A 20,782-nucleotide genomic window follows, 5' to 3' on the forward strand; every position below is an offset into this window, starting at 1 on the left:
TCTGTCCGTGGGGTGAGTAGATCCTTCGGTCGGCGCCAAACGCGCGTGCGGACGCAAGCTCGGCGCGGCGCCTCCCTCAGGATGACACCGGGGGGTGTCGCAAACGCTCAAGACGCCGGTCACGGTACGGGGCGGCGGGAAGCGCACGAAACTCTCCTTGGGAACATCTCGCAATCTCCAACCAGTTCAGGGGCGGGTGAAGCTAACGATGCGCGGGCGCGGGGCGCCACCGCCGGACTTTCGCGCCCCATCCCGCCCACGTAGTCTCAACCGGGGAAACGAGACACAACGAGACAACCAGGGAGATGCCGGTGTTCCGCGACGACCTGCTGGCGGGGAAGACGGTGCTGGTGACGGGGGGCGGCTCCGGGCTCGGCCTGTCGATGGCGAAGAAGTTCGGCGCGCTGGGCGCCAACGTGGCGATCACCGGCCGCAACGCCGAGCGGCTGCAGGGTGCCGCGGGGGAGATCGGCCCCGCCGAGCGCGTGCAGACGGTGGCCTGCGACGTCCGCGACTTCGCCAGCGTGGAGGCCATGGCGATGCAGGTGGCGGAGCGCTTCGGCGGCGTCGACGTCCTCGTGAACAACGCCGCGGGGAACTTCCTCGCCGCGACGGAGGACCTGTCGCCCAACGGCTTCAACGCGGTGGTGGGGACGGTGCTGAACGGGACCTTCCACGCCACCCTCGCCGTCGGCCGGGGGATGATCGAGCGCGGGAAGGGCGGCGTGGTGCTGAACATCGTCACCACCTACGCGTGGACGGGGTCGGCGTTCGTGGTCCCCTCCGCCTGCGCCAAGGCCGGCGTGCTGGCGATGACGCGCTCGCTCGCGGTCGAGTGGGCGGCGTACGGGATCCGCTTCAACGCCATCGCCCCCGGCCCGTTTCCCACGCAGGGCGCCTGGAACGCGCTGATGCCCACCCCCGAGCTCGAGGCCGAGGCGAAGGCGCGCATCCCGATGGGCCGTTTCGGCGAGCACGAGGAGCTGGCCAATCTGGCCGCGTTCCTGGTGAGCGACGCCGCCCCGTACGTCAATGGCGAGGTGGTGACGATCGACGGTGGCGAGTGGATCGCCAGCGGTGGCGAGTTCAACGGCCTCATCCGCATGCCGCGCGACGCGGTCAAGGGCGCGCTCCGGGCGATGCGGGGGAAGTAGGGCGATGGCGTCGCGCCGCGAGCGAAGCGAGCCCAGGTCCCTCCCCCAGTCGGTTTTGGGGGAGGGACAGGCGCGCAGCGCCAGGGAGAGGGCCTCCGCGCCGCGGCCTCGCCGGGATCGGGTGATCGTCCCATGAAAGCCGCATTCCTCGCCATCGGCGACGAGATCGTCGGGGGGCTGACGACGGACACCAACTCCGGCTTCGTCGCGGGCGAGCTGCGCGCGGTGGGGGTGGAGCCGGTCGGCGGCTTCTCGGTGACCGACGACGAGGACGACATCGCGCGGACGCTGGAGCGCGCGCTGGAGGACGCCGACCTCGTGGTCTGCACCGGCGGGCTGGGGCCCACGGCGGACGACCTCACCACCGCGGTCGTCGCGCGCGTCGCCGGGCGCGAGCTGGTGCTGGACGAGGCGTCGCTCGCGCTGATCGAGCAGCGCTTCCGCGCGCGCGGCTTCGAGATGCCGCCGAACAACCGCAAGCAGGCGCTCTTCCCCGCCGGCGCCACCATCATCCCCAACCCCAACGGCACCGCGCCCGGCTTCCTCGTCGCCATCCAGCGCGGCGGGCGCGAGCGGTGGGTGGCGTGCTTCCCCGGCGTCCCGCGCGAGACCCGGGCGATGGTGCGCGAGTCGCTCGTCCCCTGGGCCGAGGCGCGCCAGCCGGACCGCCGCTTCGCGTCGCGCACCTACAGCACCTTCGGGCTCACGGAGAGCAAGCTCGACGAGCTGCTGGCGGGCGTGGTCTCGGCGGACGAGGCGCGGCTGGCGTTCCGGGCGGCGTTCCCGCGCATCCAGGCGCGCCTGACCGTCACCGGCGCGCCGGGCGACGACCTGGGGGACCGGCTGGACGCGCTGGAGGCCCGCGTCCGCGAGCGCCTGGGCCACCACCTGTTCGCCGTCGGCGACGAGGGGATGGAGGAGACCGTCGGCCGCCTCCTGCGCGAACGCGGGCTCACGCTCGCCGTAGCCGAGTCGTGCACCGGAGGCAGGATCGGCGACTGGGTGACGAACGTGGCAGGGAGCTCCGCCTACTTCCTCCTCGGCGTGGCGACGTACTCCAACGAGGCCAAGGAGAGGGTGATCGGCGTGCGCGCCGACACGCTGGCCGCGCACGGCGCCGTCAGCACGCAGACGGCCGAGGAGATGGCGATGGGGGTGCGGCGGCTGGCGGGCGCGGACCTCGGGCTGTCGACCACGGGGATCGCCGGGCCGGGCGGCGGCACGGCGGAGAAGCCGGTGGGCACCGTCTGCGTGGGGCTGGCGTGGGAGGGCGGCGTGTGGTCGCGCCGCTACGACCTGGGCGACCGCGGCCGCGACTGGATCAAGGGCACCACCGCCCAAGTCGCCCTCGACCGCGTCCGCCGCTGGCTTCTGGGCGCGATGGACTGATCCCGATCATATCACAAAAAAGAAATAGCTCACGCAGAGCAGCAGAGGCAGCAGAGAACTGATCGCTTTTCTCTGCTGCCTCTGCTGCTCTGCGTGACATCAATCTTTTCTGGATTTTCATTACTTCGCCGCGGCCGCTGCCGCCGTGGCGATTTCCTCCAGCTCGGCCCAGCGGGCGTAGAGGGCGTCCACGCGCTCGCTCGCCTCGCGGAACTCCGCGCTGACACGGGCCACCTCCTCGGGCGGCCTGGTGTAGAGCGCGGGATCGGCGAGCGCGGCCTCCAGCTCCTCCTTGCGCTGCTCGGCCTCGAGGATCGCCGTCTCCATCCCCTCCAGCTCGCGCTGCTCCTTCCAGCTCAGCTTGCGCGGCTTCCCCTCCGCCGCGGCCGGCTTCGGCGCGGCGGCGGGCGCCTTCTTAGGCGCCTGCGCGGCGGCCGCGGCGATCTCCGCCTCGCGCTGGTCCTTCAGGCGGCGGTACAGGTCGTAGCCGCCGGCGTGCCGCCGCAGCTCGCCGCCGCCCTCGAACACGATCAGGCCGGTCGCGATCTTGTCGAGGAAGTAGCGGTCGTGCGTCACCAGCAGCACGCACCCGCTCCACGTCGCCAGCACCGACTCCAGCACCTGCAGGGTCACGAGGTCGAGATCGTTGGTCGGCTCGTCGAGGATCAGCAGGTTGGCGTCGGTCAGGAACAGCTTCGCCAGGAGAAGACGGTTCCTCTCCCCGCCGCTGAGCGACGACACCTTCTGCCGCTGCTGCGCGGGGGGGAAGAGGAAGGTCTCCAGGTAGCTGCGCAGGTGCGTCCGCTCGCCGCCCACCGTCACCCAGTCCTGCTCCGCGGCGGCCTCGTACACGCTCTTCTCGGGGTCGAGGTCGCTGCGCCGCTGGTCGAAGTAGGCGATGCGCGTGTTCTTCCCCAGCTCCACCTCGCCGTGGTCGGGCGGCTCCAGGCCGGTGATCACGCGCAGGAGCGTGGTCTTCCCCGCGCCGTTGGGGCCGATGATGCCGATGCGCTCGCCCGCCTGCAGGATGGTGCTGAAGTCGCGGATCAGCGTGCGGCCGCCGTATCCCTTGGTGACGTGGTGGAGATCGACCACGGTGCGCCCCAGCCGCGGCGCCTCGCCGACCGTGATCTCCACCGCGGTGCGGCGGGGGAGGCGCTTCTCGCGCTGCTCGGCCTGCAGCGCGCCGACCCGGTCCAGCCGCGCCTTGCTCTTCCCCGTGCGCGCGGGCGGCGAGCGGCGCGCCCACTCCAGCTCCTGCTGGATCAGCTTCTTCCGCTTGTCCTCCTCCACGGCCAGGCGCTCCATCCGCTCGGCCTTGGCCTCGAGGTACTCGGTGTAGCCGCCGGGATAGGGCGTCAGCTCGCCGACCGACACCTCGATCATCCGCTCGACCACGCGGTCCAGGAAGTAGCGGTCGTGGGTGATGAGCATCACCGCGCCGGGGTACTCCTGCAGGTGCTCCTCCAGCCAGAGCACGGTGTCGGCGTCCAGGTGGTTGGTTGGCTCGTCGAGCAGGAGGAGCTCGGGCTGCTGCAGGAGGACGCGGGCGAGGGCCACGCGCTTCTGCTCGCCGCCACTGAGGCCGGCCACGGGGCGCTCCCAGCCGTCCACGCCGAGCTTGGTCAGGATCGCCTCCATCCTGTGCTCGTAGTCCCACCCGCCCAGCGCGTCGATGCGGGCGGCGGACTGCTCCTGCCGCGCCAGCAGCCGCTCGGCGTCGCCCTCGCCGCGCGCGAGCTGCTCGGAGACGGCGTGATAGTCGCCGATGGCGTCCATCAGCTCGGGGCGGCCCGACGCGGCGGCGGTCAGGATGGTGGCGCCGGGCTCGAACTCCGGCTCCTGGGAGAGGTAGCCGACGCGGATGCCGCGCTGGAAGGCGAGCGTCCCCGAGTCCGCCGCCTCCACGCCCGCCACGATGCGGAAGAGCGTCGACTTCCCGGAGCCGTTCACGCCGATGAAGCCGACCTTCTCCCCCTCGTCCACGGCGAACGAGACGCCGTCGAAGATGGTGCGCGGGCCGAAGGACTTATGCAGCTCCTGCACGTTCAGGACGTTCGCCATCGTGTCTCGCCGGGGGTGATGAAGAGCGGGCGAATGTACACCCGAGCGGGGGCGGGGTGCGAGTGGGGCGGCGCCGTAGACCCTCATCCCCCCAGCCCCCTTCTCCCGACAGCAGGAGAAGGGGGAGACCTCAGCGCGGGGTCGGCTGCGTCGCGAGGAGCGGACGCTCGCGCGGCCGGGGGTGGCCCCTCCCCCGGCCCCTCCCCCGCTTCGCAGGGGCGGGGAGACCTCAGCGCGGGGGGATACTGAATTTCCGGATCAACTGTGCATTGGCGCGGAAGGAATAGGCATGTCATTCCGAAGGCGCTGCGCCGACCTGTCCTCCATGCCGTAGCCGTGGCGCCTGAGGAATCTGTGGCCGGCTCCCGAGCCACAGTCCGCCTGTCGCTCGGACGCAGGCCACACAATCAATTGCGGCAGCCGGTATTCGGCTTCGGTGCACTGCGGATGCCCGCCTTCCCGCCCGTGATCGTTGGCGGGGATCGCACGCGTCAGAACCGGCGGCTCGCCCGCGTTTCGCGGATGTGGGGACTTCTTCGGGGGGTTGTGGGGATGATTACCTTCGGGGGTGGGCGCGGTGCGTGGTTCTTGCACCGCCGGATTCGCGGAGCCGGAACCCATCTCCGGCCGCCCCCTGCCGGCGTGAGGCCGATGCTGACCTGGATCTTCTTTTTCTTCGTGGCGTTCGGCGCCAAGGTGCTGCTGGCGTTCGCCATGATCTACCTGATCTTTCCGGCGGACCGCGTCTGCAGCGACTGCGACGGCGAGACGCTGCCGCTGCGCATGGGTGTCGTCGGCCGCACCCTCTCGTGGTTCTCCCGCGGCGCGGTGCAGCGCCGCTGGTGCCCGCGCTGCGGCTGGGAAGGCCTCACCCGCACCGGCCGCCTGAACCGCCCCGGCACCTGGACCTCCGAGGTCGAGCAGCAGCCCACGCCCCGCGGCTGACGCGCTGCTAGACGCAAGCCGCGCACGAAGTTACATTCTCCCCCGCGCCACCAGGCGGCGCGAAACACCCGCGCCGCATCCCCCGTAGTCTCCGCCCGCCCGCAGGTTTCGCAGCCGGACACCCGCTTCCAACGGCAGGACCACAATGAACGCTCGTGCCCTTGGGCTGCTCGCGTCTTTCGTCCTCGCCGCCTCGCCCGCGGCGGCGCAGAACGGCTATCCCGAGTGGAACGGCCGCCCCGTGCAGGATTTGGCGGAGATCATCGGCCCGCGCATGGAGGACAGCCTGCGCACGCTGCTGGCGCCCGTACGCGACCAGGGCGTGGACGTGCGCGTGGTCACCATCCCCTCGATGAGCCGCTACGGCGTGGAAGCGACCGCGATCGAGGACTTCGCGCGCGGGCTGTTCAGGGCCTGGCGCATGGGCGACCGCCCGCAGCAGGACGGGGTGCTCCTGCTGGTGTCCACCGGCGACCGCAAGGTGCGCATCAAGCTGGGCGACGGTGCGCTGGACCACGCGGCCGCCGCGCAGCAGGTGATCGACGACTCCATCCTTCCCCACTTCCGCGAGGGCCGCATGGTGCGCGGGATCCTGCGCGGCGCCGCGGGGATCGCGCAGTGGTACACGCCCGAGGGACAGGCCGCGTTCGCCGCGCCGCCCCCCGCGGCCGCGCCGGAGCCCGTCTACACCCAGCAGCAGCCGGAGTACACACCCCCGCCGCGGGAGAGCTCGCCGGGCGGCAAGGGGTTCATCCTGGGCCTCCTCGGCATCGGCGGGGTGGGGATCGGCGCGGCGGCGCTGGGCGCGTACGCGCGGAACCGCCCGCGCAAGTGCGCCCACTGCGGCACGCAGATGGTGCGGCTGGACGAGGCGTCGGACGACGTGTATCTCGACGGCGGGCAGAAGGCCGAGGAGTTCATGCAGTCGGTGGACTACGACGTGTGGAAGTGCGGCGGTTGCGGCGCCCACACGCTCCTCCGCTACGGCCGCCTGTTCTCGGGGAAGAGCGCCTGCCCGTCGTGCAGCTACGTGACGGTGGTCACCACCAAGCACGTGCTGCAGTATCCCACGTACGACATGGAAGGGCGCGAGGAGGTGCTCCGCGACTGCCGCCACTGCGGCTTCCACGACCGCAACGTCGTCTGGCTTCCGCGCCGCCAGCGGCCGAGCGACGACGACTCGTCGTCCTCGTCGTCCTCGTCGTCCTGGAGCAGCTCGTCGTCGTCTTCCTCCTTCTCGTCTTCCTCCTTGTCCTCTTCGTCCGGCGGCTCGTCGAGCGACGGGGCGACCGGGAGCTGGTGATCCCCATCCATCGGGAGGCCATCGTGCGTGACCACCTGAAGGTCCTGGGCTGGCTGTACGTGGTGACCGGCGCGTTCACCCTGCTGCTGGCCATCGTGTTCGGCGTCTTCTTCGGCTTCGGCGCGTTCTTCGCCGCGCGCGGCGAGGACGCGGCCGTGCTGGGCGGCATCGGCGTGGTGCTCCTGCTCTTCATCTCCCTGATGTCGCTGCCGGCCATCATTCTCGGCTGGGGGCTGCTGACCTGGAAGCCGTGGTCGCGCGTGCTGGGGATCGTGCTGAGCGTGCTGCACCTGGCCAGCTTTCCGGTGGGGACGATGATCGGCGGGTACGGGCTGTGGGTGCTGCTGAACGACGAGTCGAAGCGGCTGCTGGAGGCGGGCGATCCGCGGCTGCGCGTCCGCGCGGGGTGGTAGGAAGATGAGGAAGCGCGCCGTGGTGGCCACGCTGGCGCTCCCCTTCGCCCTCTGGTGGGGCACGCGCCGGCCGTCGAACGACCGCGACTGGCAGCCCGACAACGCGCGCACCCCCCGCGCCGAGTTCGTGGGCGACAGCGTGCGCATCCACAACGTGCGCAACGCCGACTACGTCACGACGAGCCGGTACACGGTGCGCTGGGAGGACCGCGCGTACGACCTGCGCCAGGTGAAGCGCGCCTGGTTCCTGGTGGAGCCGTTCAGCCGCGACTGGCGCGGCCCGGCGCACACGCTGGCCAGCTTCGAGTTCGACGACGGGCGGTTCCTGGCCGTCTCCGCCGAGATCAGGAAGGAGAAGGGGGAGACGTTCAGTCCGCTGCTGGGGCTGCTGCAGCAGTTCGAGATGATCTACGTCGTCGCCGACGAGCGCGACGTGGTGCGGCTGCGCACGAACTTCCGCCGCGATCCCGTCTACCTCTATCCCATCAAGACGGACCGTGCGAAGGTGCGGGCGATGCTGGTGAGCATGCTCCGGCGCGCCAACCGGCTGGCCGACCATCCCGAGTTCTACAACACCGTCACCAACACCTGCACCACCAGCATCGTGCAGCACGTGAACGGCGTGTCGCCGCACCGGGTGCCGTTCAGCTTCAAGGTGCTGTTCCCCGGCTACAGCGACCGCCTGGCGTACGACTTGGGGCTGATCGACACCGACCTCCCCTTCGAGCAGGCCCGCGAGCGCTTCCACGTGAACGCCCGCGCCCTGGCCGCCGGCGACAGTCCCGACTTCTCGCGCCTCATCCGCGCCGCGCCGGGGGAGTAGCCGCCCGGCCCGGTGCCCGTCCGGATGCTCTCGCTCGATACGCGGCGATAGATCCTTCGGCCTGCGACCATCGGTGCGGACGCTGATTGCTGTCTGGCCGGCCTCAGGATGACGTCGGTGCCGGACGCCCACTGGGCACTGGGCACTGGGCACTACAAAATCGTACGGGGGGTGCGAGAACCGTCCTCGCACCCCCCGTCCGTCCACTTGCGGCTCCGCCGCCCCACCCAGACGGCGTCTCCGCACTCATAAGGTTTTGCATGCTGCGTGCCAAACGGCACGGGTGACGCGCGGGCCGGGCGCTCCGGCGGGAGCAGTGGACCCGGTTTCCGTTGCGGCTGCTACGGCACGAAGCGGTCGCCGACGGCGGCCTCGTCGAGTACGTACGTTTCGCGCGTGACTTCGATGGTCGCGTCGTCCGTCGCGTAGCGGGGCACCCCGCGCACCTGCACGTCCACGTCCGGGTCATCGTCCCCGCTGCCGCCCGTGAAGCGGTCGCGCAGGCGGTCGAGCGCGGCCATGCCGCGGTTCACCAGCACCTCGCCGCCGCCGGTGGCCAGCGCGTAGCCCACGCCCGCGGCCAGCAGCGCCAGCCCCGTGCGCACCGGGTGCAGCGACGCGGCGGTGTACGCGCTGTGCTTCAGCACCGGCCCCGGCTGGTCGCCGCGCGTCATCCCGCTGGTGCGCGACGGAGGCTCCCAGAGCGTGTCCTCCTGCGGCAGCCGGCCCGGCTTCTTCCGCTTCTGCTGGCCGAACATCGACTGGTTCATCACGTCGCCCAGCCGGGGCGCGCGCATCCCCATCATCGCCATCATCCGCCCGCCGCCGCCCACCGTCACCGAGCGGCGCGGGTGCTCGGCGCAGTGCACGATGGCGCGCGCGACGACCTCGGGCGCGTACACCGGCTGCGGGTGCTGCGGCTCCGTCTCCAGGTAGTTCGCGGCGTGGTCGGGGAAGGGCGTGTCGATGGCCGCCGGCTTCACCAGCGTGACGGAGATGGGCGCGCCGTCGTGCATCAGCTCCTGCCGCAGCGCGTCGGTGAAGCCCTTCACCGCGTGCTTGCTCGCGCTGTAGTGGCCCTGCAGCGGGACGACGGTGTCGCCCACGATGCTGCCGACGTTGATCAGCGCGCCGCCGTTCGCCCGGAGATAGGGGAGCGCGGACAGCGAGCCGTTCACCACGCCCCAGTAGTTGGTGTCGAACATCCGCCGCGCGTCGTCCAGCGGCACCTCGTCGATGCGGCCGTAGATGGAGACGCCCGCGTTGTTCACCCAGGTGTCGATGCGTCCGAAGGCGCGGATGGCCACCTCGGCCAGCTCCAGCATCGCGTCGGGATCGGCCACGTCGCAGGCCTTCCACTCCACCCGCGCGCCACCGCGCGTGAGCTCCGCGGCGATCCGCGCCAGCGCCTCGTCGTTGCGCGAGCACAGCACCAGCGCCGCGCCGCGCTCGGCCGCCAGCCGCGCCGTCGCCAGCCCGATCCCGCTGTCGGCGCCGGTGATGACCATCACCTGTTCGCCGACGGGCTTCAGCGTAACACCCATCTTCTTCCCTCCCATGCAGTTGGCATCCGCCGTCCAGGGGCCGGAACGCGGCTGCAATCTACGGGCCGGGGAGCCGTCCTTCCCAATCCCTGAAACAGAAGGGGCTCACGCAGAGTCAGCAGGGTCAGCAGTTGCAACTGCAGTTTACTGCTGACCCTGCTGACTCTGCGTGAGATCAAGACTCTTTGGATCACACAGAGACACGGGATACAATCGCACGGAGACAAGCGCGTCCCACGTGGCGACGAAGCTTCCGGACGAAGGGCGCGGCCGGCGGCACGGTGATTGAAGCAGCGGCGCCGCCATGGAATACGCCGAAGACCACTTCCTCTTCCCGCTGGTGACCGAGAACCGGTCGCGCTGGGAGAAGGCGGGGCTGAGCCCGAGGCAGGAGCGCAGCTTCAACCGCGTCTCCACCCTCCTGGTGGCGATGTTCGTGACCGGGTGGCTGTACAGCATCTTCATCGCCCCGCGCGCGGACCTGCTGGGGCGGCCGCCGGTGGCGCGCATCTCCGGCGCCATCACCCGCACGCCGCTGGCCGCCGACGCGCCGCCCGAGGCCGCGTTCGTCACCGACCGCGTGGTGCAGGCCTTCTCGGCCGACTTCCAGCGCGAGGTGGCCGGCGCCAGCGGCGCGGTGCGCGTGAAGGTGCTGAAGCCAGGGGAGACGGCGGTCGACGCGTCAGATATCCCCGAGGGCGCGGAGGTACAGCTCCAGCCCCGCGGGGGGACGGCGGGGGGCGCCGTGGCCGCGGACCAGCCGGGGCAGGCGCCGGGGATCTGGAACGTGGTGCTGAAGATGGCCAACGCCATCCGCCCCGCGGCCGACGTGGCCGTCATCACCCTGGTCCCCCTCTCCGCCAAGCAGAACGGGCGGATCGGCGGCTACCGGATCGGCAGCTGGCCCTTCGAGCGGGGCGGCGCGCCCAAGCCCATCTACGAGCCGCCGCCGGGGCTGGTGAAGGTGACGCGCGAGAACCTGAACCTGTGGGTGAGCGAGCACGTCCAGCTGGGCGACTTCGTCACCAAGGGGCAGAACGACGTGTGGCCCAAGTACGTGGCCATGCAGCCGCGCGAGCTGGACAAGGTGGAGCTGACGCTGCAGGAGCTGGAGCGCGAGGGGCACCCGGTGAAGAACATCTTCGTGGTCAGCGCCTTCCGCACCCCCAGCTACAACGAGAGCGGGGGCGACCCCAGCGGCCGCGCCGCGCTCAGCCGCCACATGTACGGCGACGCCATGGACATCGCCATCGACAACGACGAGGATGGGTTCATGGACGACCTGAACGGCGACGGCCGGGTGAACGTGGAGGACGCGCGGGTGCTGGGGCGCGCGGCCGAGCGGGTGGAGCAGGCGCACCCCGAGCTGGTGGGGGGGATCGGGATCTACACGCCCACCGGCGCGCACCACGGGTTCGTGCACATCGACACGCGAGGGTACCGCGCCCGCTGGGGCGCGTGGTAGGGGGGAGCCGCGGGTTCGCTTTTCGGAAACGGGGGAGGAGACGATGGCGGAGGCGAGGGGTGGGCGCGCGGCGCTGGAGCGGCGGATGGACGAGCCCGACGAGGAGCACCTGCCGCCGGAGATGGACGTCCGCGACGAGGACCTGGAGCCGCACGAGGGGCTCCGCTACATCGCGCGGCTGTTCAAGATCCTGGCGATCCTGCTGATCCTGCTGCTGATCGGCGAGATCATCCTGGGGCTGGTCAACCGCGGCAACGAGGCCATCCCCACGCTGCTGGTGGAGGCCACGCGCATCATCGTGTTCGCCGGGCTGCTGTGGGCCGCGGGCGACATGGCGCTGATGCTGATCGAGAGCAACCACGATCTCCGTGCGACGCGCATCCTGGTCGGCCGGCTGAACGGCAAGGTGGCGCGGCTCGAGGCGAAGTATCTCCCCCGCGAGCCCGGGTCGCCGGCGACGCGGCCGCGCACCGGCGGCCTGGACTCGCCCGACGAGCGGCCGCCGTCGCACCGGGAGAACATCTAAAAGATTTGCCTCACGCAGAGGTCGCAGAGGGCGCAGAGAACTCAGTGCAGCGATGAGTTCTCCGCGTCCTCTGCGCCCTCTGCGTGAGACCTTCTTTTTCTGTTATCTCAGCGGCGGATCGGGAACGCGCACGGACGGGTTGTAGTGGTGGAAGACGGCCAGCCCGATACGCGCGATCAGCAGGTTGGCGGGGTTGTCGGGCGCATACGAGGTGTCGCGGTTCTCGCGCGTCATCGCGCAGACGACGACCGGCGCCTCGGGGCCGTAGATGATGCCGCAGTCGTTGCGCGACTGGTCCACCTCGCCCGTCTTGTGCGCGACGGACACGGTGTCGGGGAGCCAGCGCGCCAGCTTGGTGGCGTCCTGGTTGTTGCGCAGGATGTCGAGCGCCGCCGAGTCCAGCGCCGGCGACACCGCGCGCCCGCGGTACAGCAGCTCGAACAGCCGCGCCGTCTCGTTCGGCGTGGTCACCCCCAGCCCGTACTTCACCGACGAGTCCACCGCGATCGAGGTCGAGCGCAGGAAGGTCTTCGAGTGGATGCGCGTGTGGCGCAGGCCCAGCGAGTCCATCTTGTCCCACACCGTCTTCACGTTGAGCTTGTCGAGCAGCAGGTTGGTGGCGGTGTTGTCGGAGATGGTGATCATCAGCCACGCCAGGTCGCCCAGCGTGGGCTCCAGCCCGCTCTGCATGTACTGCAGCACCCCCGACCCACCCACCCGGTCGCGCGCGATCATGGTCGTGTGCTCGTCCAGCCGCACCCGGCCGCGGCGCACCTCGTCCATCAGCGTCACCAGCACGGCCGTCTTGATCAGCGACGCCGTGGGGAAGGTCTCGTCGCCGCGGATGGAGAGCGACTCGCCCGTGCGCAGGTTCAGCACGCTGACGCCGGCCACGCCCGCGTAGCCGCGCATCAGCCCCTCCAGCGTGCGCCGGAGCTGCGCGGTGTCCTGCGGGGCGCCGCCCGCGCGCGGGGTTGCGGCGCGCGCTGGCACGCTCGCGCACGCGAGCGTCAGCACGATCGGCAGCGCGGCGGCGATCAGGCGCGTCGGTCGGATCATGGGAATCGGGGGATGGATGGAGATGGATGGGTGATGCGCGGCAGTATGGCGCCGGGACGCGGCGATGTCCACGCTCTCCATCTCCATGCGGTCCCAGAACGTGATCCGGAGTGGCGATCCCTCACCAGTCAGGCGATGTTCATCGGCGGATCTTCCGCGACCCCTCGGATCGTCTCCCGCGCATGCTCCCTCTGCCGCTCCCGCGGATGCGAATCGCCGCCCTGTTGCTGATCCTGGCCGGTTCGATCTCCATCCCCTCGTACCTCCTCGCGCAGCGGGAGATGTACGGGATGGGGGGAACGACCGCCGAGGACCAGCGGCGGCAGCTGCAGGCCGCGGCGCGGCAGCAGGTCTCATCGCTGCTGGCGGACTACGAGAGCGCGTACGGGAGCCGCGACGTCCGCGCGCTGGCGCAGCTGTACGCGCGCGAGGCCGTGCTCTGGCCCGGCGACGGCGGCGAGTGGCGCGGCCGCGACTCGCTGGCGGCGTACTTCGCCCGCGTGCTCCCCACCGTCGCGCCGATGCGGAGCCGCATCGTGGAGTTCCGGCTGGGGAGCGAGCTGGCCTGGGCGACGCTGGAGACGGTGCGCCCCACGCCCATCGGCGCCGATTCGGTGCAGGAGACGTTCGGCACCGACGTGATGCTGCTGGAGCGCGACCCGCTGGGCGACTGGGCCATCGTCTGGCACCTCCTCCGCCCCGAGCGCGTCGCCCGGCGCGAGGTGCCCAGGGAGGCGCCCCGCCCGCCGCCGGAGGCGGCCGCGGGACGCACGCGCGTGAACGACGGCGCCTCGCCCGACGAGGCGCGGCGCGGGTTCCAGGCGCTGATGCAGGGGTGGAAGGCCGCGCGGGAGCTGGCCGCCTTCGAGGCGCTGTACGCCGAGGACGCGCTGCTCGTTACCGCCACGGGCGTGCCGGTGCGCGGCCGCGCGGCCATCGCGCTGTGGTCCGCGGGCGCGCAGCTGGATGCGCTGGAGACGACCGTCGAGACCGTGCGCGCGAGCGGGAACCTGGCCTACCTCTCCGGCACCTTCACCACCACCGGCGGCGAGCGCACCGGGAAGGGCACCTTCATCGCCGTGCTGATCCGCGACCAGGGCCGCTGGCGCATCCAGTCGCAGGTCTTCCTGCCGCAGTAGCGACCCGCTGCCACGGGGAGTGTTTTCGAGCAAAACGCGGGGCGTGCCGATCATCGGCACGCCCCGGTTTCGCATCAGGGCCAGCTCACTCCGCCTCGGTTTGTGAGTGGGGAGGATCGTAGAAGCGGTCGAAACCGCGAATCTCCAACCCGCGTCGCAGCTTGCGATCTCCTGTCCAGAGCAATCCGTCGGCCGCGAGCGTCAGAGCAACAACGATGGCGTCGGCAGGATCGATCTCCACGCACAGATCCATCGCTCGAGCAACGTACTCGTCGGGGATGAGGTCCTCTTTGTAGATCTCGATACGGCGAAGAATGTCGTGCAGGAGCTTCCCGAAATGGTCGTCGCCAACGGTCGAGTGCCGGCGGATGCGATCCTGGTGCCGGAACAGCTCGACGAGAATGGTTTCGCAGATCAGCAGCCGCCGCCCCGAAGTCAGCAGAGAGTGCAGGATCCGGGATTCGAGTCGAAGAAGGGCGGAGAAGATGATGTTGGTATCGACGACGACCGGCGCGTCACCCGCCGGCACGATGCACCCGCTCGAAGCGGTCGCGCACCCGTTCCCAGGCGGCGCGTTTCACCTCGTCCGCGAGCATCTGAGCGTCCTCTTCGGTGAGCCCGCTCCGCCTTCGGATCGACTGCAACGTCAGGTAATCGAGGAACTCGCAGAGCTCACTACGGTCCAGTCCCTTGTCGATGTAGACGACCCAATCGTCCTCGCGCTCCTCCAGCTTGTATGCAGGCTCGCCCATCTCTTCCTCCCTGTGATGTTCGTCTAATTATCGCAGGGATTCGAGTGATGCACAAGCCCGTCTACTCCGCCGCCCCCCAGCCGCCGCCGCCGGGGGTCTCCAGCACCAGCCGGTCGCCGGGGGCCACCTCGCAGCCGTCGACGGGGCCGAGCTCGACGATCTCGCCGCTCGCGCGGACGACGTGCTGGCGGCCGGGGGCGCCGGATTGGCCGCCGTCCACGCCGTAGGGGCCCTCGGCGCGGTGCTGGGCCAGGATCGACAGCGAGGCGGGCTCCAGGAACACCGTCTCGCGCACCGCGCCGTCTCCGCCGCGGAAGCGGCCGGCGCCGCCGGAGCCCGCGCGCACGCCGAAGCGCTCCACGCGCACGGGGTAGCGGTGCTCCACCACCTCGGGATCGGTGATGCGCGTGTTGGTCATGTGCGTGTGCACCGGCCCCGCGCCGTCCCACCCCGGCCCCGCGCCCGCGCCGCCGCACACCGTCTCGTAGTAGCCGAAGTGGTCCGTCCCCCAGAGCACGTTGTTCATCGTCCCCTGGCTGCAGGCGACGAGGTTCAGCGCCTTGAGCAGCGTGTCGACCAGCCGCTGGCTGACCTCGGTGTTGCCGCCGACCACCGCCGGCGCGCGCGTGGCGTCGTCCGGCCAGTCGGGGTTCAGCATCCCCCGCGGGATGCGGACGTCCACCGCGCGCAGCAGCCCCTCGTTCAGCGGCAGCGCCTCGCGCACCAGCAGGCGGAGGACGTAGAGGACGACGCTGCGCACGATCGCCGGCGTGGCGTTCAGGTTCCCGGGGTGCACGTCCGCCGTCCCGCCGAAGTCGATGATCGCGCGGTCGCCCTGGATCTCCACGCGCGCGCAGAGATTGGCGCCGTCGTCCAGCCGCTCCTCGGCCTGGTAGACGCCGTCGCCGAGCGACCGCAGCGCCTCGCGCACGCCGTCTTCGGCGCGGCGCTTGAGCGCGTCCATGTAGCCGGCGACCGCCGCGCTCCCGTGCTCGCGCGCGAGGCCGGCCAGCAGCTCCGCGCCGCGGTGGTTGGCGGCCACGGCGGCGGCCAGGTCCGCCAGGTTCTCCTCCACCGCGCGGGTGGGATGCGGCGCCTCCACGAGCATCCGCCGCATCTCGTCCCACCTTGCCTCGCCATCGCGGACGAGGAGCATCGGGGGGATGACGACGCCCTCCTCGGCCAGCGTCCGCGCGTCGGGCGGCATCGATCCCGGGCGCGTGCCGCCGATCTCCGCGTGATGCGCGCGGCTGGCGACGTAGCCCACCAGCCGGCCGTCGTCGTCGTGGACGGGGTTGATGACGGTGACGTCGGGAAGGTGCGATCCCCCGAACGCGGGGTGGTTCGTCACCACCACGTCGCCCGGGCGCATGGGGAGCGCGGCGGCGACGGAGCGGACGCAGAGCCCCAGCGCGCCGAGATGGACGGGGATGTGCGGCGCGTTCACCACCAGCTCGCCCTCCGCGTCCAGCAGTGCGCAGGAGTAGTCCAGCCGCTCCTTGACGTTGGTGGAGAGCGCGGTGCGGCGCAGCATCTCGCCCATCTCGCCCACCAGCGCGCGGAAGCGGTTGACGAACAGCTCCAGCCGCACCGCCTCGGGGGTGGCCGCCTGCCCGTCCTCCGCCGGGTCGGGCGAGGCGGCGGCCGGCGACGCCGTGATCACCAGCGCGCCCGCGGCGTCCATCTCCGCGTCCCATCCCTCCGCGACGACGGTGGCCGCGTGTCGCTCGGTGACTACGGCGGGGCCGGTGAAGGTGGCGCCGGGCGTGAGCTGCGCGCGGTCGTACGACGGCACCTTGCGCCATCCCCCGCGCAGCCACATCCGCCGCGTGCCGTTCCCCGGCGCGGGAAAGCGCTCCGGCCGCTCTTCGGCCGACGGCTCGTCCACCGGGGTCGACGCGACGGCGCGAATCGACTCCACCTCCACCGCGCGCGACACCGGGCGGTGGCCGTAGATGGCCGTGTAGCGCTCCTCGAACGCCGCGAGGAGATCCATCCCCGGCTTCCACTCCAGGGCGAGCGACGACTCCTGCCCCGCGTAGCGCAGGTTGGCGATGCGGCGGCGGACGGTGATGGTCGACCGCTCCACCCCCTCGCGCGCGACGGCCTCGAGCGCCTCGTTGGAGAGCTCGGTGAAGAAGTGCGCCACGTCGCCCTCGATCTCCGCGAGCGGGCGCAGCACCTGGCGCTCGGCGAAGCGCTCCAGCGGCGCGCGCCCGATCCCCAGCGCGCTCAGCAGCCCGGCGTCGGCGGGGACGACCACGGTGGTGATCCCCAGCCGCGCGGCGACGCCGCACGCGTGCTGTCCCCCCGCTCCGCCGAAGGCGACCAGCGCGTACTCCGCGGGGTCGTAACCACGGCGCAGCGAGATGGTGCGGATGGCGTCGGCCATGCGCTCGTCGGCGATGTCGATCACCCCCGCGAGCAGCGCTTCGCGTGGCGTCTCCTGACCGGTGCGCGCCCGGACCTCGGCCAGCAGCGCGTCGGCCGCGTCGGCCGCCGGGGCGGTGTCGACGGGGATGGCGAAGCGGCCGCCGGCGATCCGCCCCAGCAGCAGGTTGCAGTCGGTGATGGTGAGCGGGCCGCCCGCGCCGTAGCACGCCGGCCCCGGCGCCGCGCCCGCGCTCTCCGGCCCCACGCGCAGCCCCTCCGCGTCGAACGCGCAGATCGAGCCGCCGCCCGCCGCCACCGTCTCGATGGCCAGCGCGGGCGAGAAGATGCGGCCGCCGCCCACCTCGTGCTCCCAGACGTACTCGAAGTCGCCGTCGAACCGGGCGACGTCGGTGCTGGTGCCGCCCATGTCGAAGGCGATCACTCGGCGGAACCCCGAGCGCCGCCCCGCCCACGCCGCGCCGGCCACGCCGCCCGCCGGGCCGGAGAGGAGCGAGTCCTTGGCGCGGAAGTCCTCCGGCCGCACCAGCCCGCCGGCGCTCGTCGTTACGTGCAGCTGCCCGCCGTGCAGCGTGCCGCCCACCCGCTCCAGGTAGTCGCGGATCACGGGGGAGAGGTAGGCGTCCACCACCGCCGTCTCGGCGCGGGGAAGGAGCTTGATCAGCGGCGCCAGCTCGGACGAGAGCGAGACGTGGCGGAATCCGGCCGCGCGCAGCACGCCGGCCAGCGCACGCTCGTGCGCGGGGTTGCGGTAGGCGTGCATCAGCGCCACCGCCGCGGCCTCGATCCCCCGCCCGGCCAGCTCCGCCGCGGCCGCGGCGAGCGCCTCCGCGTCCAGCGCGTGCAGGACGGAGCCGTCCGCCGCCAGCCGCTCGTCGACCTCCATCACCTCCTCGTACAGTGGCTCGCGCGTCTCCACCCGCAGCGCGAAGAGGTCGGGGCGCTGCTGCGTGCCGATGCGCAGCAGGTCGCCGAAGCCGCGGGTGATGAAGAGCGCCACCCGCGCGCCGCGCCGCTCCAGCAGCGCGTTGGTCCCCCGCGTGGTCGCCAGCCGCATGGCCAGCGGGGGGAGGCGCCCGCCGAACGGCGTCCCCGTCACCAGCTTGGCGGCCAGCACCGGCGCCTCGTCGGGCGAGACGAACTCCACCGTGGTCCCCGCCGGGGGAAGCTCGTTCAGCGGGCGGTCGAGGTAGACGGTGCCCGTCTTCAGGTCGTAGGTGGTGACGCGCGCCGGCGCGTGGCGGAGGCCCAGCAGCCGCACCTCGAAGCCGTCCACCGTTCCCTGCGGCGCGCTCCAGTCCTCGGAGACGCGGAAGGCATCGGGCGCCAGCGCCTTCTCCACGCTGGCGCGAAGGGCGCTGCTGCTGAGCACCTTGGCGCGGCGCAATACGCCGCGTGGGTCGCGCGCCAGGCAGTCGGTGAAGGTGCCGCCGGTGTCGATCCAGATCTGCCAGGGAGCCGGTGCGTTGGGATCCACGCTCTTCGCCTCTCGCGGTGGGGAATTGGGTCAGGTGAAGCGGCGGACGAGCCAGAGCACCAGGCCGAGCACCACCGACACCAGCAGCATGGAGGTGATCGGGGCGAACACACGCACGTTCCCCGACTCGATGCGCACGTCGCCGGGGAGCCGGCCGAACCAGCCGAGCCCGCCCGCCAGCACCAGCAGGCCGGCGAGCACGGCGGCGGCGCCCAGCGCGACGATGAGGATCCCCAGCGTGCGGTTGTCCATGCGGTTGCGTCTGTTGTCGGGTGTATCTCCTATCGTAACGCCGCGATGCATCCCTCCGCCAGCGCGGGTGACGCAAAACGGCCCCGGCGCGCACAACGTGGCGCGCCGGGGCCGCTCGTGGCGGGCCGACTGTGGGCCTGGTTAGTTGTCTTCGGCGGGCGTCGTCCGCGCCGTCCCGGTGTCGATGGTCTGCGTGTCCACGGTGACGCCCGAGTCCTGCAGCGCCTTCGCGGTCGCCCGCGCGGAATCCTCCTGCGCCGCCTGCGGGTCGCCGCTCTGCCCCTCCGCGGTGCCGCCGTCGCCCCCGTTGCCGCCGAAGCGGCCGCATCCCGCCACCGCGGCGGCGAGCACCGCCGCGGCCGCCAACCTCCTCATCCGCATCCCTGCTCCCGTTCTCGTCGTCGTGTGCTGTCGCGCGTCAGCGCGGGTTCGTGCGGCGCGCGGTGTCGCGGCCGGGCGAGGGGAGGTCGACCTCGGGCGCGTCGATCTTCGGCGCCTCGATCTTCGGCGCCTCGATCTTCGGTGCCTTGATGTCGGGCATCTGGATCCCGGAGTCGCCCTTCACCTCCACGTCGGGCATGCGGCCGGGCTTCACGTCCACCTCGGGCGTGCCGCCGTCCTTGTTGCGCACGTCCACGTCGGGGAGCTTCCCCTTGTCCTCGACCTGGACCTTGCACCCCGCCACCGCCAGCGCGGCCAGCAACGCCGCGAGCGTCGTCGTCCTGCGCATCGGATCACCCCCTCGCCGTCGGTCCGGCCGGGGGCACTCGCAACGCCCATGCCCCGGGAGAAAGGACGCGGGCCGAGGGATCGTCCCCCGGCCCGCGCGGCCGTCCGTCTCCGCGGCCGGCGTCAGTATATGTACACCGGCGTGCCGACCTCCACCGCGGCATACAGCTCCTCGAGCGGCTCGTCTCGCACGCGGATGCACCCGTGCGTGGCGGGGAAGCCGATGGCCAGCGGGTCGTTGGTGCCGTGGATCATGATCCCGCCGCCGGTGTCGAGCTTGAAGTGGCCCAGCACCTCGGGGACCTTGCGGTTCTCGGTGCCGAACGGCGGGATGTACAGGATCCCGTTGAAGAACAGCGACGAGTCGCGCGGGATGGCGGTGAACTCGCCGCCCTCCACGATGCCGATCCAGTTGCCGCGGCGCACCACCCGGCGCCCGTCGTCCAGCGTCAGCCCCTCGGCGGGGAACTGCCGGACGCGCTCGGCCAGCGAGTAGTAGTGCCAGTCGGGCGGGTTCCAGAGCGGCTCCTCCTCCTTCACCAGCACGCGCCGCAGCCCGGTGGGGGTGTTGAAGTCGTAGACGCGGCCGCGCGCGGTGGTCACGCTTCCCATCCCCACGCCCACCTCGGTGTTGATCAGCGTGTCCTGGCCGTCGATCAGCCAGAGGCGCCGGTCGTACACGGAGATGACGATCTTGCGGCCGGGAAGGGCGTCGGCGGCGCGGCGCTGGCGGAGCCACCGCGCGCTGTCGGCGGCGTCCTTCGGCTTGCGCGGGGCGGGATCCGGGTTGGGGATGCCCAGCTTGCGCAGCCGGTCCACGATCAACTCCTCGCGCGTGACCAGGCCGCTGGGGCGGTCGCCGGCCGAGGTGCCGCCGGTGTCGGGCGCCATGGCCAGCTGCTGCGCGCGCAGCGGCGCGGCCGCGCCCAGCGCGAGCAGGGCGGCCGTCGCCCAGCGAAAGTGTCGCATCGGATGCATCGGTCGGTTACTGCGGTTGCTGCGAGTGTCTCCGGTCCCTCCGGAGGGGGGCGGCGATTCACCTGCGAGAATCGTGCACCCGCCGAAATCTGTGCAGCTTCATGCGTTCACGGAAGATGCACGTTGCGGGAGCACCGTGTTACGCGGCAATTCCGGCAGAAGTTTCCGGGTGAGGGGGATGGGGATTCGATGGAGAGGGGCAGCCAACTCCGGGTGGGGAAGGGCGATTAAAATCGCGGCGTAACCGTTCAGGGGCCATGCGCGAAAGTTGTGGACTTCGTTCATGTTGGCCACTACATATTGTGGCTCATGAGCATAGTCGAGCAACTCGAGGCCAGCGGCGAGGTACTCTCGCCATCGTTGCGTGCTGCCGTGGAGC

20 protein-coding genes are annotated in these 20,782 nt (G+C 71.6%); 9 read left to right on the forward strand and 11 right to left on the reverse strand.

Annotated elements, in window-relative coordinates; translation table 11 throughout:
• Window positions 1-311: 311 nt before the first annotated feature.
• Window positions 312-1,154, forward strand: a complete 843-nt coding sequence (locus VF092_22525) for an SDR family oxidoreductase (GenBank protein ID HEX6750087.1) — start codon at window positions 312-314, stop codon at window positions 1,152-1,154.
• A gap of 132 nt (window positions 1,155-1,286) precedes the next feature.
• Window positions 1,287-2,543 carry a competence/damage-inducible protein A gene (locus VF092_22530; GenBank protein ID HEX6750088.1) on the forward strand — a complete coding sequence of 419 codons (1,257 nt, stop codon included), beginning with the start codon at window positions 1,287-1,289 and terminating at the stop codon, window positions 2,541-2,543.
• A gap of 120 nt (window positions 2,544-2,663) precedes the next feature.
• Here VF092_22530 and VF092_22535 read toward each other — a convergent pair whose 3' ends face one another.
• On the reverse strand, window positions 2,664-4,607 hold the full coding sequence (locus tag VF092_22535; protein HEX6750089.1) for an ABC-F family ATP-binding cassette domain-containing protein: 1,944 nt from the start codon (window positions 4,605-4,607) through the stop codon (window positions 2,664-2,666).
• A 651-nt stretch (window positions 4,608-5,258) separates the two neighbouring features.
• Here VF092_22535 and VF092_22540 point away from each other — a divergent pair.
• From VF092_22540 to VF092_22555, 4 genes are all read left to right on the forward strand, one after another.
• Entirely contained in the window at window positions 5,259-5,552 is a 294-nt protein-coding gene (locus VF092_22540) for a hypothetical protein (GenBank protein HEX6750090.1), read from the forward strand.
• A gap of 145 nt (window positions 5,553-5,697) precedes the next feature.
• A complete protein-coding gene (locus VF092_22545; GenBank protein ID HEX6750091.1) occupies window positions 5,698-6,855 on the forward strand; it encodes a TPM domain-containing protein in 1,158 nt (385 codons plus the stop codon).
• A 23-nt stretch (window positions 6,856-6,878) separates the two neighbouring features.
• On the forward strand, window positions 6,879-7,268 hold the full coding sequence (locus VF092_22550; GenBank protein HEX6750092.1) for a hypothetical protein: 390 nt from the start codon (window positions 6,879-6,881) through the stop codon (window positions 7,266-7,268).
• Between the two features lie 4 nt (window positions 7,269-7,272).
• Window positions 7,273-8,091: a DUF4105 domain-containing protein gene (locus tag VF092_22555; GenBank protein ID HEX6750093.1), complete on the forward strand. Its 819-nt coding sequence runs from the start codon at window positions 7,273-7,275 to the stop codon at window positions 8,089-8,091.
• Between the two features lie 341 nt (window positions 8,092-8,432).
• Here VF092_22555 and VF092_22560 read toward each other — a convergent pair whose 3' ends face one another.
• Window positions 8,433-9,635 (reverse strand): SDR family oxidoreductase, encoded by a 1,203-nt coding sequence (locus tag VF092_22560; protein ID HEX6750094.1) that lies wholly within the window; start codon window positions 9,633-9,635, stop codon window positions 8,433-8,435.
• 304 nt (window positions 9,636-9,939) lie between these two features.
• On the opposite strand from VF092_22560, the gene VF092_22565 reads away from it, so the two are divergent.
• Together VF092_22565 and VF092_22570 are read left to right on the forward strand one after the other, a co-directional pair.
• Entirely contained in the window at window positions 9,940-11,100 is a 1,161-nt protein-coding gene (locus tag VF092_22565) for a hypothetical protein (protein HEX6750095.1), read from the forward strand.
• A 43-nt stretch (window positions 11,101-11,143) separates the two neighbouring features.
• Window positions 11,144-11,626, forward strand: coding sequence for a hypothetical protein (locus VF092_22570; GenBank protein ID HEX6750096.1), 483 nt, complete (start codon window positions 11,144-11,146; stop codon window positions 11,624-11,626).
• Window positions 11,627-11,728: 102 nt separating this feature from the next.
• On the opposite strand, the gene VF092_22575 is transcribed toward VF092_22570, so the two are convergent.
• Complete coding sequence (locus tag VF092_22575; protein ID HEX6750097.1) at window positions 11,729-12,685, reverse strand: serine hydrolase; 957 nt, start codon at window positions 12,683-12,685, stop codon at window positions 11,729-11,731.
• A 206-nt stretch (window positions 12,686-12,891) separates the two neighbouring features.
• On the opposite strand from VF092_22575, the gene VF092_22580 reads away from it, so the two are divergent.
• Window positions 12,892-13,824, forward strand: coding sequence for a nuclear transport factor 2 family protein (locus VF092_22580; GenBank protein ID HEX6750098.1), 933 nt, complete (start codon window positions 12,892-12,894; stop codon window positions 13,822-13,824).
• An 85-nt stretch (window positions 13,825-13,909) separates the two neighbouring features.
• Here the strand turns inward: VF092_22580 and VF092_22585 are convergent, their stop codons facing one another.
• From VF092_22585 to VF092_22620, 8 genes are all read right to left on the reverse strand, one after another.
• Entirely contained in the window at window positions 13,910-14,353 is a 444-nt protein-coding gene (locus VF092_22585) for a PIN domain-containing protein (protein HEX6750099.1), read from the reverse strand.
• A complete protein-coding gene (locus VF092_22590; GenBank protein ID HEX6750100.1) occupies window positions 14,340-14,576 on the reverse strand; it encodes a hypothetical protein in 237 nt (78 codons plus the stop codon). The genes VF092_22585 and VF092_22590 overlap by 14 nt, the downstream gene beginning before the upstream one ends.
• A gap of 61 nt (window positions 14,577-14,637) precedes the next feature.
• The gene (locus VF092_22595) at window positions 14,638-18,444 is read right to left on the reverse strand and encodes a hydantoinase B/oxoprolinase family protein (protein HEX6750101.1); all 3,807 of its coding nucleotides are present in this window, start codon (window positions 18,442-18,444) and stop codon (window positions 14,638-14,640) included.
• Between the two features lie 30 nt (window positions 18,445-18,474).
• Entirely contained in the window at window positions 18,475-18,696 is a 222-nt protein-coding gene (locus tag VF092_22600; protein ID HEX6750102.1) for a DUF2905 domain-containing protein, read from the reverse strand.
• A 141-nt stretch (window positions 18,697-18,837) separates the two neighbouring features.
• Complete coding sequence (locus VF092_22605) at window positions 18,838-19,071, reverse strand: hypothetical protein (GenBank protein ID HEX6750103.1); 234 nt, start codon at window positions 19,069-19,071, stop codon at window positions 18,838-18,840.
• 43 nt (window positions 19,072-19,114) lie between these two features.
• Entirely contained in the window at window positions 19,115-19,426 is a 312-nt protein-coding gene (locus VF092_22610; protein ID HEX6750104.1) for a hypothetical protein, read from the reverse strand.
• Between the two features lie 122 nt (window positions 19,427-19,548).
• Window positions 19,549-20,403 carry a L,D-transpeptidase gene (locus tag VF092_22615; GenBank protein ID HEX6750105.1) on the reverse strand — a complete coding sequence of 285 codons (855 nt, stop codon included), beginning with the start codon at window positions 20,401-20,403 and terminating at the stop codon, window positions 19,549-19,551.
• A 99-nt stretch (window positions 20,404-20,502) separates the two neighbouring features.
• Window positions 20,503-20,782: hypothetical protein (locus VF092_22620; GenBank protein HEX6750106.1), on the reverse strand; the 280-nt coding region annotated here is incomplete at its 5' end.

Origin of the sequence: Longimicrobium sp. (genome assembly GCA_036377595.1) — a bacterium.
In the GTDB taxonomy this organism is placed as follows: domain Bacteria; phylum Gemmatimonadota; class Gemmatimonadetes; order Longimicrobiales; family Longimicrobiaceae; genus Longimicrobium.